Below are 17,456 nucleotides of genomic sequence, written 5' to 3' on the forward strand. Positions count from 1 at the left end.
GAAATTAATCTTCCTTGCCCTTGTTGCGCACCGCACGCGCCAATTCACGACCGGCGTCGCGTTCGCGTTCGGTGTCACGCTTGTCGTATTCCTTCTTGCCCTTGCCCAGCGCGATCTCGCACTTGACCATGTGCTTGCTCCAGTACCAGGACAGGCACACGCAGGCATAACCTTTTTGCTGCACGGCGGTAGCCAGCTTTTCCAGCTCGCGGCGGTTGAGCAGCAATTTTCGGGTGCGGGTCGGGTCAGCGATGACGTGGGTGCTGGCCGTCATCAGCGGCGTAATGTGGCTGCCGAGCAGCCAGGCTTCGCCATCCTTGAGCAGCACGTAACTGTCGACCAGTTGCAGCTTGCTTGCCCGCAAACTTTTTACTTCCCAGCCGGCCAGGACCAGACCAGCCTCGAACTTATGCTCGATGAAGTAATCGTGTCGCGCCTTTTTGTTCTGCGCGATGGTCCCTGTGGGGTGTTTCTTCTGTTTAGCCATAGGGGCGGCATTATAGGGAGTTGCGCGCGAGTCGGCTACGGTATCGCTACGTGCTTGAGCAGGTTGATTGAATCCCGGACAATGCGGCCTCTTTTTTGAACGCTTGGGCGTGATAACGATGTCGACAGACAAGGTTTCTGTCCACGGCAGTTGGGCTAGCCGCTGGGTCTTCATACTCGCCGCGACCGGTTCGGCCGTGGGCCTGGGTAGTATCTGGAAATTCCCGTACATGGTCGGCGTCTACGGCGGCGGGGCTTTCGTGCTGATGTTCCTGGCCTGTATCGCCCTGATCGGCGTGCCGGTCATGTTGGCTGAAACCCTGATCGGCCGTCGTGCACGGCAAAGTCCGGCCAACGCCTTGAAGGTGCTGGCGCTGGAGGCGGGGCACTCGGCCAAGTGGTCCTGGGGCGCTTTCGCCGGGATGATCACGGCGTTGCTGATCCTGTCTTTCTATAGCGTGGTCGGCGGCTGGTCGCTGGATTACATCATCGACATGGGGCGTGGCGATTTTCAGGGGGTGACGGCTGATCAGGTCGGCGCGTACTTCGGCAATGTGATTGCCGATCCGTGGCGCCTGACACTTTGGCACACGATTTTCATGCTGCTGTCGGCTGTCGTGATCGCCAAAGGCGTGGTCGCCGGGCTTGAGCGCAGCTTGCGCATCATGATGCCACTGCTGTTTGTGATGGTTATCGTTCTGCTGGGTTACAGCATGACCACCGGCCATTTCATGGACGGTGTGCATTTCATGTTCGACTTCCACCCGGAAAAAGTCCTCGACGGTTTGCTGCCCGCCATGGGGCACGCATTCTTTTCGCTGAGCGTGGGTGTCGGCTCGATCATGATCTACGGCGCTTACATGCCGAAGCACTCGTCGATTTCCGGCACTATCGTCGGCGTGGCGCTGCTCGATACGTTCGTTTCGTTGGTGGCCGGTCTGGCATTGTTTCCGATTGTGTTCGCCGCGGGTCTGAACCCGAGCGAAGGCCCTGGTCTGATGTTTGTCAGCCTGCCATTTGCCTTTGGCAACGTAGCGTTCGGCCAGTTGATGGGCGTAGTGTTCTTCGTGCTGGTCGCGGTCGCCGCCTGGAGTTCGGCGATTTCACTGCTGGAACCGATGGTTGCGTACCTGGTTGAGCGCACCAAAGTCAGCCGCGCCTGGGTGACGTTCTGGTTGGCATTCATCTGCTGGTTCGTCGGGCTGGGCACGGTGTTTTCCTTCAATATCTGGAAGGAAGCCAAGTTTTTCGTGAACGAAGGCGGGATGTTCCATCTCTACCAATGGGGTGCGGCCGGCGGTCTGGACTTCTTTGGCGTGATCGACTTCTTCACCTCGCGGATCATGTTGCCACTCGGTGGTTTGTGTTTCGTGGTGTTTGCAGGCTGGATCATGGGGCGTGAAGCGGTGCGTGACGAGTTGTCGATCCGCAGCCCAATGCTGTTTGGCTTCTCCCTGTTTTTGATGCGCTATGTGGCGCCCATCGGCATTCTCGTAGTATTTGCCGCCCAGCTGTGGAAGTGACGCTGACATGACGACGCATATTCAACGTTCGGCCCTGCTGCCGTACCCGGCGCAGGCCCTGTATGACCTGGTCAATGACGTGGCGCGTTATCCGGAGTTTCTGCCATGGTGCTCGGCTGCCGAGGTGCTGGAAAGCTCACCTGAGCATATGCGTGCCAGTGTGGGTGTGGCGAAGGGTGGTTTGAGTCAGCATTTCGTCACTCGAAACACTTTAGTGCCCGGCCATTCGATTGAGATGAATCTCGAAGAAGGCCCTTTCACTCAATTGCACGGCATCTGGGTGTTCAAGCCGCTGACTGAGAAGGCCTGCAAGATCAGTCTGGACCTGTCGTTCGACTACGCCGGACCGATTGTTCGCGCGACGTTGGGGCCCTTGTTCAATCAGGCTGCCAACACGTTGATGGACGCGTTCTGCCAGCGCGCCAAACAGATTCATGGTTGAGGCCTTGATCGATGTCGAGGTGGCGTATGCCGCCGTTGATCGTCAGGTGTTGCTGGTGGTTGCTGTGCCTGAGGGCACATCGGTGCGCGAAGCGTTGCGCCGATCTACGGTCGGCGCTCAATTTCCTGAGCTGGATCTGGGTAATTGCCCGGTGGGAATATTCGGCAAGGTCATTGCCGACCCGCAGGTGCGCCCGGTTCAGGCAGGAGATCGGATCGAGATTTACCGGCCATTACTGGCGGATCCGAAGGAAGTTCGTCGGTTGCGTGCCGCCAAGGCGGCCGAGGCTAAAGCCCGGAATCAGTGAGTCGCTAAACGCTGGACAATAAAAAACCCGGATATTCCGGGTTTTTTATTGCGTCGCAAATTATTGCGGCGTGGTGTTCAACGGTTCTGGCGTCGGGACTGGGACGGTTTGTGCTCCGTCAACGTCCTTCTGGATCTGATCCAGTAACGAGCCTGGCTTGACCGGTTTTTCAGGTTTCGGCAACTCGAGGTGTTCTACTGGTTCTTTGATTGGCGTGTCGGTGCCGAGAATGGCTTCATCGCGGCTCATGCCAGGCATGAAATCACCAGAAAGGCTGACAAGCTGATCGTTTGGGTTGAAGATAACGGTAACGCGTTCCTGCTGGCGTTCACCGCCACCCGGTTGCATGCTGTACAGATAATCCCAGCGATCGGCATGGAACGTGTCGGTCAACAGAGGGTTACCCATGATAAACCGTACTTGCTTGCGGGTCATTCCCGGGCGTAACTGGTCTATCATGTCCTGCGTGACGACATTGCCCTGCTGGATGTCGATTTTGTAAACCCCGGGGAATGAACAACCGGCGAGTGCGAGCAGTCCCACAAAGGTGAAACTGGTTAGCAAGAGCTTGGTGTTTTGCATCGGTGGGCGACTTCCACTATCTTGGCTGGGACAACGTAAACGCCGATCATACCCGCATTAAGAGAAGCTGCGAAGCAGCATCGCGAGAAAGCTGACCATGGTTGAAAATAGCGAACTACGCAAAGCCGGCCTCAAAGTGACCCTGCCACGGGTCAAAATTCTGCAAATGCTCGATTCCGCCGAGCAGCGCCACATGAGTGCCGAAGATGTTTATAAGGCGCTGATGGAGGCTGGTGAGGACGTCGGTCTGGCCACGGTTTACCGTGTACTGACTCAGTTCGAGGCAGCTGGCCTTGTGGTGCGGCACAACTTCGACGGAGGCCACGCGGTCTTCGAACTGGATGACGGCAAGCATCACGACCATATGGTCAACGTCGAAACCAGCGAAGTGATCGAATTCTTCGACGAAGAAATCGAGCGCCTGCAGAAAGCCATCGTCGACAAGTATGGTTTCGAGATGGTTGATCACAATCTGGTGCTGTACGTACGCAAGAAAAAGTAAGCATGTCGCGCGAATTTCACATTCGCGAAACGAACGAAGGCGACCCCAGGGTCGCCTTCGTGCTGTCTGCCGTTCTTAAATTTTTGCAGTAACGACCATTTTTCTCGCGTGCGCCAAGGACTCCTTGGTCAGGTCGATGCCACCCAGCATCCGCGCCACTTCCTCCACGCGATCATTCTTGCTCAGCTTGGAAACGGCTGTGTGGGTCGCTGCCTCACCGCGCACTTTGTGCACGAATAAATGTTGGTGACCCTGCGCCGCCACTTGCGGCAAGTGAGTCACCGTCAGCACCTGCCCGCGTTCCCCGAGTCGGCGTAACAATTGGCCAACGATCTCGGCGGTCGGGCCGCCGATACCCACGTCCACTTCGTCGAACACCAATGTCGGTACACGAGAGGTCTGTGCGGTGATCACCTGAATCGCCAGGCTGATCCGCGACAGCTCACCGCCGGATGCCACTTTGGCCAAGGCCTTTAATGGTTGGCCAGGGTTGGCGCTTACCAGCAACTCAACCTGCTCAAGGCCATTGGGCAGCAGTTCATCGCTGCTGTTGGGGCGCAGTTCGATAGTGAAGCGACCACCGGGCATGCCCAGTCGTTGAATCTCTTGTTCTACGGCGCTGGCCAGACTGCTCGACGCTTGATGACGCAAGTCACTCAGTTCGCGCGCCTTCTCCTGATAATGACGGGCATAGGAGGCCAGTTCATCGCTCAGTCGTTCGATGGACTCATCGTTGGCATTCAGGGTTTCGATTTCATCCAGCAGCCGCTGCTGCATCTCCGCGACCTCTGTCGGCTGGATGCGGTGTTTGCGGGCCATGGTGTAGATCGCGTCGAGGCGTTCTTCCAGGTATTGCAGGCGCGCCGGGTCGGCGTCGAAGTTATCGAGGAAGCGGTTCAACTCGCCCACCGCTTCTTCAACCTGAATCTGTGCGCTGGTCAGCAGGCTGCTGGCTTCGCCCAGGGCGCCGATCGAATTGTTGACGCTCGAGAGGCGGTTAAGGCTGGCGGTCAGGGCGTTCAGGACATTGCCGGAATCACTTTCGCTGCACTGCTCGACGACCTGCCGACAGATGCCCAGCAAAGTTTCGGCATTGGTAAGGTTCTTGTGTTCCTGTTCCAGTTGCTCCAGCTCGTTTTCACCGAGGCCGAGGTTCTCCAGCTCTTCGAGTTGATAGCTGAGCAATTGATGCCGAGCGCGTTGCTCGTCGCCGGAGTTGGAAAGGCGTTCCAGTTCCTGGCGGGTCTGGCGCCAGCGTTGGGCCGCCAGTTGTACCTGGCGGGCAAGGTCCGTCGCGCCGGCGTACTCGTCGAGCAGGCGGCGGTGTGTGTCGGTTTTGAGCAGCGATTGGTGTTCGTGCTGGCTGTGGATATCGATCAGCAGCTCGCCCAAGGCTTTGAGGTCGCCGAGCGGGCAGGGTGTGCCGTTGATATAGCCACGGGAACGGCCTTCGGCGGTGATCACCCGGCGCAGGATGCACGGGCCATCACTTTCGAGGTCGCGCTCGGCGAGCCAGGCGCTGGCTTCCGGGATATCGACCAGGTCAAAGGTCGCCAGAATGTCGGCCTTGTCGGCGCCGGGGCGAACCACGCCACTGTCGGCTCGATCGCCCAGTGTCAGGCCCAGGGCGTCGAGCATGATCGACTTGCCGGCGCCGGTTTCCCCGGTGATCACGCTCATCCCACGATCGAGTTCGAGATCGAGGTGTTCAACGATGGCGTAGTTATGTACGGACAGGTGCACCAGCATAAAGGCCGCTCCCAGGCTTTAGGTCTGGTTATTTATACAGTGTTTTATTTGCGCCTGACAATGCCCTGCATGCCTCGATTTGCTCGGTCTGACGAAATGCCTGGCGCATCGGCAAATCGCAATGCAGCGCTTTTTGTAGGGTTAATCACAACAACCCCCTTGAAGCTGATTTTTGCGGCCCCATATACCGGGGCAGAAGCGTGAGTTGAGCTCACGGACGATATTGAAAGGAGAAATCTATGGCTGACGAACAGACAGTGGATACGCAAAATCAAGACGCCAACCAGGGCTCCGCGGCTTCGGGTGAAGACCTGGCGGCTCGTGTACAAGTGCTCGAAGAGCAACTGGCAGGCGCGCAGGATCAGGCTTTGCGTGTTGCCGCCGATCTGCAGAACGTCCGCCGTCGCGCCGAGCAGGATGTAGAAAAAGCGCACAAATTCGCCCTGGAAAAATTCGCAGGCGATTTGCTGCCGATCGTCGACAGCCTGGAGCGTGGTCTGGAGTTGTCCAATCCGGACGACGAAAGCATCCGCCCAATGCGCGAAGGTATCGAGCTGACCCTGAAAATGTTCCAGGACACCCTCAAGCGCTATCAGCTGGAAGCCATCGATCCGCATGGCGAACCATTCAATGCTGTTCAGCATCAGGCAATGGCCATGCAGGAAAGCGCCGACGTCGAGCCGAACAGCGTGCTCAAGGTGTTCCAGAAGGGTTATCAGCTCAATGGTCGCCTGCTGCGCCCGGCCATGGTCGTGGTTAGCAAGGCCCCTGCGCCAGTTTCGCCTTCGATTGACGAGCAGGCTTGAAATTGGCCGCAAGGCCCCCATTTATAAGCCAAGCGTTTAAGTGCTACCGCAGTTAGCCACCACTGCTGCGGCAACCAAATCCAAAGTTTCGGGAGAGTGAACATGGGCAAAATTATCGGTATCGACCTGGGGACTACCAACTCCTGCGTCTCCGTGCTGGAAAACGGCGTAGCCAAAGTTATTGAAAACGCTGAAGGCGCGCGTACTACGCCGTCGATCATCGCTTACGCCAACGATGGCGAAATCCTCGTGGGCCAGTCGGCCAAGCGTCAGGCTGTGACCAATCCGCATAACACCCTGTACGCGGTGAAGCGTCTGATCGGTCGTAAGTTCGACGAAGAAGTCGTACAGAAAGACATCAAGATGGTGCCTTACAAAATCGCCAAGGCTGACAACGGCGACGCGTGGGTAGAAGTGAACGGCCAGAAAATGTCGCCGCCACAAATCTCGGCTGAAATTCTGAAGAAAATGAAGAAGACCGCCGAAGACTACCTCGGCGAGCCAGTGACCGAAGCGGTGATCACCGTTCCGGCCTACTTCAACGACAGCCAGCGTCAAGCCACCAAAGACGCCGGCCGCATTGCGGGTCTGGACGTTAAACGTATCATCAACGAACCAACCGCGGCCGCTCTGGCTTACGGTATGGACAAGGCGAAGGGCGATCACACCGTGATCGTTTACGACCTGGGCGGCGGTACTTTCGACGTTTCCGTGATCGAAATCGCTGAAGTCGATGGCGAGCACCAGTTCGAAGTATTGGCCACCAACGGTGACACGTTCCTGGGCGGTGAAGACTTTGACATTCGTCTGATTGACTACCTCGTTGACGAATTCAAGAAAGAAAGCGGCATGAACCTTAAAGGTGACCCGCTGGCCATGCAGCGCCTGAAAGAAGCCGCTGAAAAAGCCAAGATCGAACTGTCCTCCGCTCTGTCGACCGACGTGAACCTGCCGTACATCACAGCAGACGCTACCGGTCCTAAGCACTTGAACGTGAAAATCTCCCGCGCCAAGCTCGAAGCGCTGGTAGAAGACCTGGTTCAACGCACCATCGAACCTTGCCGCATCGCTCTGAAAGACTCGGGTATCGACGTTGGCGCTATCAACGACGTAATCCTGGTAGGCGGTCAGACCCGTATGCCACTGGTTCAGAAGCTGGTAACCGAGTTCTTCGGTAAAGAAGCTCGTAAAGACGTGAACCCGGACGAAGCTGTTGCCATGGGTGCTGCTATCCAGGGCGCGGTATTGGCTGGCGACGTGAAAGACGTTCTGCTGCTGGACGTTAGCCCACTGACCCTGGGTATCGAAACCATGGGTGGCGTGATGACTGCGCTGATCGAGAAAAACACCACGATTCCTACCAAGAAATCGCAAGTGTTCTCGACTGCCGATGACAACCAGGGCGCTGTGACCATTCACGTGCTGCAAGGTGAGCGTAAGCAAGCGGCTCAGAACAAGTCCTTGGGCAAGTTCGACCTGGCCGAGATTCCGCCAGCGCCACGTGGCGTGCCACAAATTGAAGTGACCTTCGACATCGACGCCAACGGCATCCTGCACGTAGGCGCCAAAGACAAGGCCACCGGCAAGACTCAGTCGATCGTGATCAAGGCCAACTCCGGTCTGTCCGAGGAAGAAATTCAGCAGATGATTCGCGATGCTGAAACCAACGCTGACGCAGATCGCCAGTTCGAAGAGCTGGCAACCGCTCGCAACCAGGGTGATGCGCTGGTTCACTCGACGCGCAAAATGGTCGCTGACGCTGGCGATAAAGTGACTGCCGAAGAGAAGACTGCAATCGAAGCCGCTGTTGTTGCTCTGGAAGCCGCTGTTAAAGGCGACGACAAAGCTGCAATCGAAGCCAAGGTTGAAGAGCTGTCGAAAGTCTCTGCTCCAGTGGCGCAGAAGATGTACGCCGAACAGGCCCAGCCTGCTGAAGGCGCGGCACCGCACGACGAAAAAGCTGAAAAGGCTGACGACGTTGTCGATGCCGAGTTCGAAGAAGTCAAAGACCACAAGTAAGTTGTTGGTCGCCCGGTTGACTGCCTTCAGGCGGTGACTGGTAGGATGTCGCCGCGCGGGAGCTTGCTCCCGCGTTGGCGTGTCTGGAACACGCGAATTTTTACAGCATGCGACAACGTTCGCGTGCTGCTGGTATGGCCGGGAATGCTCCTGCTTTTCGTGCCGAAAGTACCGCAATGAATCAAAGACCAGGATCGTTGAATTGACGTGAGTTGGGTCCGGGCCTGTATTGGGGCTCAACGAGTTTGGCAAGGTTCAGGAGAGGTTTGCCGAACGTCCTCAAGAGTGCAAAGACATATGGCAAAGCGTGACTATTACGAAGTATTGGGTGTTGAGCGTGGCTCAAGCGAAGCGGACCTGAAAAAGGCCTACCGTCGCCTGGCGATGAAGCACCACCCGGACCGTAATCCCGATGACAAAGCGTCGGAAGAGATGTTCAAAGAGGCTAACGAAGCCTACGAAGTGCTGTCCGATTCAGGCAAGCGCGCGGCCTACGACCAGTACGGTCATGCTGGTGTCGACCCAAGCATGGGTGGCGGCGGTGCCGGTTTTGGCGGTCAGAACTTCTCCGACATCTTTGGCGATGTCTTCAGTGACTTCTTCGGTGGCGGTCGCGGCGGTTCCCGAGGCGGTGCCCAGCGCGGCAGTGACCTGCGTTACACCCTGGAATTGAATCTGGAAGAAGCGGTGCGCGGTACCACCGTGAATATCCGTGTTCCGACGCTGGTCAACTGCAAGCCATGCGACGGCTCGGGTGCCAAGAAAGGCTCCTCGCCAGTCACTTGCCCGACGTGCGGCGGTATCGGTCAGGTCCGTATGCAGCAAGGTTTCTTCTCGGTGCAGCAAACCTGCCCGCGCTGCCACGGCCAAGGCAAGATTATTTCCGACCCGTGCAACTCCTGCAATGGCGAAGGTCGTGTAGAAGAGTACAAAACCCTTTCCGTGAAAGTGCCGGCCGGTGTCGATACCGGTGACCGCATTCGTCTGTCCGGCGAAGGCGAGGCGGGCGCTCAGGGTGGGCCGACTGGCGACCTGTACGTGGTGATCAATGTGCGCGAGCACGCGATCTTCCAGCGTGACGGCAAGCACCTGTTCTGCGAAGTGCCGATCAGTTTTGTCGATGCTGCATTGGGCGGCGAGCTGGAGATTCCGACCCTCGATGGTCGAGTCAAGCTGAAAATCCCTGAGGGGACCCAGACCGGCAAGCAGTTCCGTGTTCGCGGCAAAGGTGTTGCGCCAGTGCGTGGCGGCGGAGCAGGTGATTTGATGTGCCGTGTGGCGGTCGAAACCCCGGTCAACCTGGGTCGTCGTCAGCGTGAATTGCTGGAAGAGTTCCGCAGCTCCTTGGCGGACGACAACAGCCATTCGCCAAAAACCACCGGTTGGTTTGAAGGCGTGAAGCGCTTCTTCGGCGATTTGTAAGGAGACAGGCATGCGACGTATTGCAGTGATGGGCGCCGCGGGGCGCATGGGCAAAACCCTGATCGAAGCGGTTCAGCAAACCCCTGGCGCCGGTCTGACGGCTGCCATTGATCGTCCTGACAGCTCGCTGGTTGGCGCGGATGCCGGTGAGTTGGCTGCGCTGGGCCGTATCGGTGTGCCATTGTCGGGTGATCTGGATCGGGTGGTTGACGAGTTCGACGTGTTGATCGACTTCACGCACCCGACGGTGACGCTGAAGAACCTCGCGTTCTGCCGCAAACATCACAAGGCGATGATTATCGGCACCACCGGTTTCAGCGTTGAAGAGAAGCAATTGCTGGCGGAAGCGGGCAAGGACATTCCGATCGTCTTCGCCGCCAACTTCAGCATCGGTGTCAATCTTTGCCTGAAGTTGCTCGACACTGCTGCTCGCGTGTTGGGTGATGATGTCGATATCGAAATCACTGAAGCCCATCATCGGCACAAAGTCGATGCGCCGTCCGGCACCGCCGTTCGCATGGGTGAAGTGATTGCCGATGCGCTGGGGCGTGATCTGAAGAAAGTGGCGGTTTATGGTCGTGAAGGCCAAACCGGCGCTCGTGCTCGCGAGACAATCGGATTCGCCACTGTACGTGCCGGTGACATCGTGGGTGATCACACGGTGCTGTTCGCTGCCGACGGTGAGCGTGTCGAGATCACCCACAAGGCGTCCAGCCGCATGACCTTCGCCAAGGGCGCGGTGCGTGCTGCGTTGTGGCTGGATGGTCGTGAGCCTGGCCTTTACGACATGCAAGACGTGCTCGATCTGCGTTAAGATACGCCCGAAATCGGGCTCAAGCCCTGCGTTTGAGCCCGGTTTTGCCCCGCCAAGCGACGACCTGTCGCATTCTCCAGCCTTTCGGGCTCATTGGCGGTAGACCAAAAATTCCTTTTTCTGTAAGCTACAGCTTTAGTGTGTCCACTAAAAGCGCGCAGAATTATTCGGTGAAGAAGCGGGGTGACGTGTCCATACGTCACTCCGCTTTTTTACAACCTGCGATCGCCCTTTCAGGCTTTATTTACGGGAGGTCTTCTTGACTAAGCCAGCCATACTCGCCCTTGCTGATGGCAGCATTTTTCGCGGCGAAGCCATTGGAGCCGACGGTCAAACCGTTGGTGAGGTGGTGTTTAACACCGCAATGACCGGCTATCAGGAAATTCTTACCGATCCTTCCTACGCCCAGCAGATTGTTACCCTGACTTACCCGCACATCGGCAACACCGGCACCACGCCGGAAGACGCCGAGTCCGACCGCGTCTGGTCCGCTGGCCTGGTCATCCGTGACCTGCCGCTGGTTGCGAGCAACTGGCGTAACACGATGTCTCTGTCCGATTACCTGAAAGCCAACAACGTTGTGGCTATCGCCGGTATCGACACCCGCCGCCTGACGCGCATCCTGCGTGAAAAAGGCGCACAGAACGGCTGCATCATGGCCGGTGACAACATTTCCGAAGCCGCCGCCATCGCCGCCGCACAGGGTTTCCCTGGCCTCAAAGGCATGGACCTGGCGAAAGTCGTCAGCACCAAAGAGCAGTACGAATGGCGCTCGACGGTCTGGGATCTGAAAACCGACAGCCACGCGACCATCGACGCTTCCGAGCTGCCGTACCACGTGGTGGCCTATGACTACGGCGTCAAGCTGAACATCTTGCGCATGCTGGTCGAGCGCGGTTGCCGCGTGACCGTCGTGCCTGCACAGACGCCAGCCGCCGACGTTCTGGCGATGAAGCCGGACGGCGTGTTCCTGTCCAACGGCCCTGGTGATCCGGAGCCTTGCGACTACGCGATCCAGGCGATCAAAGATGTGTTGGAAACCGAAATTCCGGTATTCGGCATTTGCCTGGGTCACCAACTGCTGGCTCTGGCTTCCGGCGCCAAGACCCTGAAAATGGGCCACGGCCACCACGGTGCCAACCACCCGGTCCAGGATCTGGACAGCGGTGTAGTGATGATCACCAGCCAGAACCACGGTTTTGCGGTAGACGAAGCGACCCTGCCAGCCAACGTTCGCGCGATCCACAAATCGCTGTTCGACGGCACCCTGCAAGGCATCGAGCGTACCGACAAGAGCGCCTTCAGCTTTCAGGGTCACCCGGAAGCCAGCCCTGGCCCGAACGACGTAGCGCCATTGTTCGATCGCTTCATCAACGAGATGGCCAAGCGACGCTGATCTCGCCTTGATGGTGCGAAGCTTGAGGGCGGTCCCGACACCGGCGGCCCCCTCAAGGCTTCAAAGATTGAACAAGACGGCTTGCCGACTGACCTGCGGATTTGAGTGACAAACCCATGCCAAAACGTACAGACATTAAAAGCATCCTGATTCTCGGCGCTGGCCCGATCGTTATCGGCCAGGCCTGCGAATTCGACTACTCCGGCGCCCAGGCCTGCAAAGCCCTGCGCGAAGAGGGTTACCGCGTCATCCTGGTGAACTCCAACCCGGCGACCATCATGACCGACCCGGACATGGCTGACGCCACGTACATCGAGCCGATCAAATGGCAGACCGTTGCCAAGATCATCGAAAAAGAGCGTCCGGACGCGCTGTTGCCAACCATGGGCGGCCAGACTGCTCTGAACTGTGCACTGGACCTGGAGCGCGAAGGCGTTCTGGAGAAGTTCGGCGTAGAGATGATTGGCGCCAACGCTGACACCATCGACAAGGCTGAAGACCGTTCGCGCTTCGACAAGGCGATGAAATCCATCGGCCTGGATTGCCCGCGCTCCGGTATCGCCCACAGCATGGAAGAGGCCAACGCAGTCCTCGAAAAGCTGGGCTTCCCGTGCATCATTCGTCCGTCCTTCACCATGGGCGGCACCGGTGGCGGTATCGCTTACAACCGTGAAGAGTTCGAAGAAATCTGCGCCCGCGGTCTGGATCTGTCGCCGACCAAAGAGCTGCTGATCGACGAGTCCCTGATCGGCTGGAAAGAATACGAGATGGAGGTTGTCCGCGATAAGAAGGACAACTGCATCATCGTCTGCTCTATCGAAAACTTTGACCCGATGGGCGTGCACACCGGTGACTCGATCACCGTTGCTCCGGCACAAACCCTGACGGACAAGGAATACCAGATCATGCGTAACGCCTCGTTGGCGGTACTGCGTGAGATCGGCGTGGAAACCGGCGGCTCCAACGTCCAGTTCGGCATTTGCCCGGACACTGGCCGTATGGTCGTGATCGAGATGAACCCGCGTGTATCCCGCTCTTCGGCACTGGCCTCGAAAGCCACTGGTTTCCCGATTGCGCGTATCGCTGCCAAGCTGGCGATCGGCTACACCCTCGACGAATTGCAGAACGAAATCACCGGCGGCGCTACTCCTGCGTCCTTCGAGCCGTCCATCGACTACGTCGTGACCAAGCTGCCGCGTTTCGCCTTCGAGAAATTCCCGAAAGCCGATGCGCGCCTGACCACTCAAATGAAGTCGGTCGGCGAAGTCATGGCCATTGGCCGGACATTCCAGGAATCCCTGCAGAAAGCCCTGCGCGGCCTGGAAGTGGGTGTTTGCGGTCTGGACGAGAAGCTCGACCTGGGCAACCCGGAAAGCATGAGCGTACTCAAGCGCGAACTGACCGTGCCGGGCGCTGAGCGTATCTGGTACGTGGCTGACGCCTTCCGCGCCGGCCTGTCGGTCGAAGACATCTTCGGCATGAACATGATCGACCCGTGGTTCCTGGTGCAGATCGAAGATCTGATCAAGGAAGAAGAGAAGGTCAAGACCCTGGGTCTGGCCAGCATCGACCGCGACTTGATGTTCCGCCTCAAGCGCAAAGGCTTCTCCGACATGCGTCTGGCCAAGCTGCTGGGCGTGACCGAGAAGGCCCTGCGCCGCCACCGCCACAAGCTTGAGATTTACCCAGTCTACAAGCGCGTTGACACCTGCGCGGCCGAGTTTGCCACCGACACCGCTTACCTCTACTCGACGTACGAGGAAGAGTGCGAAGCCGCGCCATCGGGTCGCGACAAGATCATGATCCTCGGCGGCGGTCCAAACCGAATCGGCCAGGGCATCGAGTTCGACTACTGCTGCGTGCACGCGGCACTGGCCCTGCGCGAAGACGGTTACGAGACCATCATGGTCAACTGCAACCCGGAAACCGTTTCCACCGACTACGACACCTCCGATCGCCTGTACTTCGAACCAGTGACCCTGGAAGACGTGCTGGAAATCGTCCGCGTCGAGAAGCCAAAAGGCGTGATCGTCCAGTACGGCGGCCAAACCCCGCTGAAACTGGCTCGCGCTCTGGAAGAAGCCGGCGTGCCGATCATCGGCACCAGCCCTGACGCCATCGACCGTGCCGAAGACCGTGAACGCTTCCAGCAGATGGTTGAGCGTCTGAACCTGCGTCAGCCACCAAACGCCACCGTGCGCAGCGAAGACGAAGCGATTCGTGCTGCTGCGAAGATCGGTTACCCGCTGGTGGTTCGTCCGTCCTACGTACTGGGCGGTCGCGCGATGGAAATCGTCTACGAAGAAGAAGAGCTGAAGCGCTACCTGCGTGACGCGGTGAAAGTGTCGAACGACAGCCCGGTGCTGCTCGATCACTTTCTCAACTGCGCCATCGAAATGGACGTGGATGCGGTTTGCGACGGCACCGACGTGGTGATCGGCGCGATCATGCAGCACATTGAACAGGCGGGCGTTCACTCCGGTGACTCCGCGTGCTCCCTGCCACCGTACTCGCTGCCTGGCCACATCCAGGACGAGATGCGCGAGCAAGTCAAGAAAATGGCCCTGGAGTTGGGCGTGGTCGGCCTGATGAACGTTCAGTTGGCGCTGCAAGGCGAAGACATCTACGTCATCGAAGTCAACCCGCGCGCTTCCCGTACCGTGCCGTTCGTGTCCAAGTGCATCGGTGTTTCCCTGGCAATGATCGCGGCTCGCGTGATGGCTGGTAAAACCCTGAAAGAAATCGGCTTCACCAAAGAAATCATTCCGAACTTCTACAGCGTGAAGGAGGCGGTGTTCCCATTCGCCAAATTCCCTGGTGTGGACCCGATCCTCGGCCCAGAGATGAAGTCCACCGGTGAAGTGATGGGCGTGGGCGACACCTTCGGTGAAGCATTCGCCAAAGCCCAGATGGGCGCCAGCGAAGTGCTGCCGACCGGCGGTACCGCGTTCATCAGCGTACGTGACGACGACAAGCCGCTGGTTGCAGGCGTAGCCCGTGATCTGATCAACTTGGGCTTCGAAGTGGTTGCCACTGCCGGTACTGCCAAGCTGATCGAGGCTGCAGGCCTGAAAGTGCGCCGTGTGAACAAGGTGACCGAGGGTCGTCCGCACGTGGTCGACATGATCAAAAATGACGAAGTCACCCTGATCATCAACACCACCGAAGGTCGTCAGTCGATCGCTGACTCGTACTCCATTCGTCGTAATGCGCTGCAGCACAAGATCTACTGCACCACGACTATTGCTGCTGGCGAAGCTATCTGCGAAGCGCTGAAGTTCGGTCCCGAGAAGACCGTTCGCCGCTTGCAGGATCTACACGCAGGATTGAAGGCATGATCAAATACCCAATGACCGTCCAGGGCGCGAAAGCCCTGGAAGAAGAACACGCTCACCTGACCAAGGTCGTACGTCCCAAGCTCAGCCAGGACATCGGGACGGCCCGTGAGTTGGGTGACTTGAAGGAAAACGCCGAATACCACGCTGCTCGTGAGCAGCAGGGGATGGTCGAGGCGCGGATTCGTGACATCGAAGGCCGGATTCAGAATCAGGTCATCATCGATGTCACGACCATTCCTCACACCGGCAAAGTGATTTTCGGCACCACCGTTGAAATCGCCAACGTCGAGACTGATGAAAGCGTCACTTACCACATCGTGGGTGAGGATGAGGCTGACTTCAAGCTCGGCAAGATTTCCGTCGGTTCGCCACTGGCCCGCGCCTTGATTGCCAAGGAAGAGGGTGACGTGGTTGCCGTGAAAACGCCGAGTGGCGTCATCGAGTACGAGATTGTCGAAGTCCGCCACATCTAAAGGCCTGCGCCCACTACGTGCGGGCGCCATGGTTTGGCAGCTGACTCAGATGTTGTGGGTTGGCGGTCTGTGGCTGTTACACATCGGTCTGGTGCCGGCGTTGGGTCGAATTGGCCTGGCGCCGCTGCTGATCGACGAAATTGCAGGCATGCTGAATGTGCTGATGGTGGGATTCGCCGCAGCGTGCGTGATTTTTCAGGCTTTGGTGCTGGTACAGGCCGAGGGCCTTGCCGGGCTATGGCGCGATATTCGTGGGCAGTTGCTGCTGATGGCGCTGAGTACGTGTGCGATGTTTTTCGCTGTGCGCTTCGGTTGGCCGGATGCAGTGCGTTGGCAGGTGTTCAGCTATCTTGTTCTGGGATTTTCCGGGCTGGTGCTGGTGTTGCAGCCGGTGCCGGGGAGGAGCGGCAGGGTGCGCGAAGCACACCCTTGACCCTTGCCATCACTTGAAGCGATGGACGTTCGACAGCTGCTTGTTGACGCTGAAGTTCTTGCGGTAAATCAGTGCCATCTTGCCGATGACCTGAACCAGATCCGCTTTACCGACCTTGCAGAGTTCTGCAATGGACGCCAGGCGTGATTCGCGATCGAGGATGTTGAGCTTGATTTTAATCAGCTCGTGATCCGCCAACGCGCGTTCAAGTTCGGCTAACACACCTTCAGTCAAACCGTTGTCAGCCACAATCAAAACTGGTTTCAGATGGTGGCCAATGGATTTGTACTGTTTCTTCTGCTCTTGAGTGAGCGGCATAATCTGACCCCTGCGTCTGATCTTGTAAAAAGCGGCGGCCAGTTTACCCGAGCGAGTCCGGGACCGCCCAGTTAATCACGACCCGTTTTATTTTCGAGGTGGCCCGTGGCCCGTTCCAAGACAAGCCTTAAGTGGCTGCAAAGACATGTCAATGATCCCTATGTGAAGCAGGCGCAGAAGGATGGTTACCGCTCGCGTGCAAGTTACAAGCTTCTGGAGGTCCAGGAGAAATACAAACTGATCCGTCCAGGTATGAGTGTTGTCGACCTGGGAGCGGCGCCCGGCGGCTGGTCGCAGGTCACTAGTCGGCTGATCGGTGGTCAGGGGCGTCTGATCGCCTCGGACATCCTGGAAATGGACAGCATTCCGGACGTGACTTTCATCCAGGGTGACTTCACCCGGGACGACGTGCTCGCTCAGATCCTTGAAGCCGTTGGTAATTCGCAGGTGGACCTTGTGATTTCCGATATGGCCCCCAATATGAGTGGTACGCCTGAGGTGGACATGCCGAAAGCCATGTTTCTATGTGAGCTGGCTCTTGATCTGGCGGCTCGGATACTCAAGCCGGGTGGTAATTTCGTGATCAAGGTGTTTCAGGGCGAAGGGTTTGATGCTTACGTGAAGGACGCTCGTCAGAAATTCGACAAGGTCCAGATGATCAAGCCGGACTCTTCCCGTGGCAGTTCCCGCGAGCAATACATGCTGGCTTGGGGTTACCGCGGACGTAGTGAGTAAAACGAGGTTTTTTAGCGGGTCGATAGGTTTTTCGTATTTCGCCTCGCGAGCTTTAGCGAATATTGTGTAGAAAGTGTTTCACAAAGGGTTACAGACGGCGCCTGCCAGAGC

General features: G+C 57.9%; 17 protein-coding genes. 13 read left to right on the forward strand and 4 right to left on the reverse strand.

What is annotated here, in order from left to right:
* Positions 1–4 precede the first annotated feature (4 nt).
* A complete protein-coding gene (gene smpB, locus ACA048_RS03795; protein WP_007942908.1) occupies positions 5–487 on the reverse strand; it encodes an SsrA-binding protein SmpB in 483 nt (160 codons plus the stop codon).
* A gap of 118 nt (positions 488–605) precedes the next feature.
* On the opposite strand from smpB, the gene ACA048_RS03800 reads away from it, so the two are divergent.
* From ACA048_RS03800 to ACA048_RS03810, 3 genes are read left to right on the forward strand one after another with little or no spacing between them, the layout of a single operon-like run.
* Positions 606–2,009 (forward strand): sodium-dependent transporter, encoded by a 1,404-nt coding sequence (locus ACA048_RS03800; protein ID WP_497627999.1) that lies wholly within the window; start codon positions 606–608, stop codon positions 2,007–2,009.
* Positions 2,010–2,016: 7 nt separating this feature from the next.
* On the forward strand, positions 2,017–2,451 hold the full coding sequence (locus tag ACA048_RS03805) for a type II toxin-antitoxin system RatA family toxin (protein WP_223516357.1): 435 nt from the start codon (positions 2,017–2,019) through the stop codon (positions 2,449–2,451).
* Entirely contained in the window at positions 2,444–2,758 is a 315-nt protein-coding gene (locus ACA048_RS03810) for an RnfH family protein (protein WP_497628000.1), read from the forward strand. Before ACA048_RS03805 ends, ACA048_RS03810 begins: the two co-directional genes overlap by 8 nt.
* Positions 2,759–2,818: 60 nt before the next feature.
* Here the strand turns inward: ACA048_RS03810 and ACA048_RS03815 are convergent, their stop codons facing one another.
* Positions 2,819–3,340 carry an outer membrane protein assembly factor BamE gene (locus ACA048_RS03815; protein WP_497628001.1) on the reverse strand — a complete coding sequence of 174 codons (522 nt, stop codon included), beginning with the start codon at positions 3,338–3,340 and terminating at the stop codon, positions 2,819–2,821.
* A gap of 97 nt (positions 3,341–3,437) precedes the next feature.
* Here ACA048_RS03815 and fur point away from each other — a divergent pair, with 97 nt between their 5' ends.
* The gene (gene fur, locus ACA048_RS03820; protein WP_003197684.1) at positions 3,438–3,842 is read left to right on the forward strand and encodes a ferric iron uptake transcriptional regulator; all 405 of its coding nucleotides are present in this window, start codon (positions 3,438–3,440) and stop codon (positions 3,840–3,842) included.
* A 75-nt stretch (positions 3,843–3,917) separates the two neighbouring features.
* Here the strand turns inward: fur and recN are convergent, their stop codons facing one another.
* Positions 3,918–5,591 carry a DNA repair protein RecN gene (recN, locus tag ACA048_RS03825; RefSeq protein WP_497628002.1) on the reverse strand — a complete coding sequence of 558 codons (1,674 nt, stop codon included), beginning with the start codon at positions 5,589–5,591 and terminating at the stop codon, positions 3,918–3,920.
* Positions 5,592–5,830: 239 nt separating this feature from the next.
* Here recN and grpE point away from each other — a divergent pair, with 239 nt between their 5' ends.
* The 8 genes from grpE to ACA048_RS03865 all read left to right on the forward strand — a co-directional run bounded on the left by grpE (position 5,831) and on the right by ACA048_RS03865 (position 16,292).
* The gene (grpE, locus tag ACA048_RS03830; protein ID WP_452624892.1) at positions 5,831–6,397 is read left to right on the forward strand and encodes a nucleotide exchange factor GrpE; all 567 of its coding nucleotides are present in this window, start codon (positions 5,831–5,833) and stop codon (positions 6,395–6,397) included.
* 102 nt (positions 6,398–6,499) lie between these two features.
* The gene (dnaK, locus tag ACA048_RS03835; RefSeq protein ID WP_497628003.1) at positions 6,500–8,416 is read left to right on the forward strand and encodes a molecular chaperone DnaK; all 1,917 of its coding nucleotides are present in this window, start codon (positions 6,500–6,502) and stop codon (positions 8,414–8,416) included.
* Between the two features lie 297 nt (positions 8,417–8,713).
* Positions 8,714–9,838 (forward strand): molecular chaperone DnaJ, encoded by a 1,125-nt coding sequence (dnaJ, locus tag ACA048_RS03840; RefSeq protein ID WP_497628004.1) that lies wholly within the window; start codon positions 8,714–8,716, stop codon positions 9,836–9,838.
* 10 nt (positions 9,839–9,848) lie between these two features.
* Entirely contained in the window at positions 9,849–10,652 is an 804-nt protein-coding gene (dapB, locus tag ACA048_RS03845) for a 4-hydroxy-tetrahydrodipicolinate reductase (protein ID WP_497628005.1), read from the forward strand.
* Positions 10,653–10,911: 259 nt separating this feature from the next.
* Positions 10,912–12,048, forward strand: a complete 1,137-nt coding sequence (gene carA / locus ACA048_RS03850) for a glutamine-hydrolyzing carbamoyl-phosphate synthase small subunit (protein ID WP_497628006.1) — start codon at positions 10,912–10,914, stop codon at positions 12,046–12,048.
* Positions 12,049–12,164: 116 nt separating this feature from the next.
* Entirely contained in the window at positions 12,165–15,386 is a 3,222-nt protein-coding gene (carB, locus tag ACA048_RS03855; protein ID WP_497628007.1) for a carbamoyl-phosphate synthase large subunit, read from the forward strand.
* Positions 15,383–15,859, forward strand: coding sequence for a transcription elongation factor GreA (gene greA, locus ACA048_RS03860; protein WP_027924456.1), 477 nt, complete (start codon positions 15,383–15,385; stop codon positions 15,857–15,859). The genes carB and greA overlap by 4 nt, the downstream gene beginning before the upstream one ends.
* 28 nt (positions 15,860–15,887) lie before the next feature.
* Positions 15,888–16,292, forward strand: a complete 405-nt coding sequence (locus ACA048_RS03865) for an MFS transporter (protein WP_497628008.1) — start codon at positions 15,888–15,890, stop codon at positions 16,290–16,292.
* A gap of 9 nt (positions 16,293–16,301) precedes the next feature.
* On the opposite strand, the gene ACA048_RS03870 is transcribed toward ACA048_RS03865, so the two are convergent.
* Positions 16,302–16,610: a YhbY family RNA-binding protein gene (locus ACA048_RS03870; RefSeq protein WP_007942889.1), complete on the reverse strand. Its 309-nt coding sequence runs from the start codon at positions 16,608–16,610 to the stop codon at positions 16,302–16,304.
* Between the two features lie 105 nt (positions 16,611–16,715).
* Here ACA048_RS03870 and rlmE point away from each other — a divergent pair, with 105 nt between their 5' ends.
* Positions 16,716–17,345, forward strand: coding sequence for a 23S rRNA (uridine(2552)-2'-O)-methyltransferase RlmE (gene rlmE, locus ACA048_RS03875; RefSeq protein ID WP_020299918.1), 630 nt, complete (start codon positions 16,716–16,718; stop codon positions 17,343–17,345).
* Positions 17,346–17,456: the final 111 nt, after the last annotated feature.

It is taken from the genome of Pseudomonas sp. LBUM1659, from assembly GCF_059716045.1.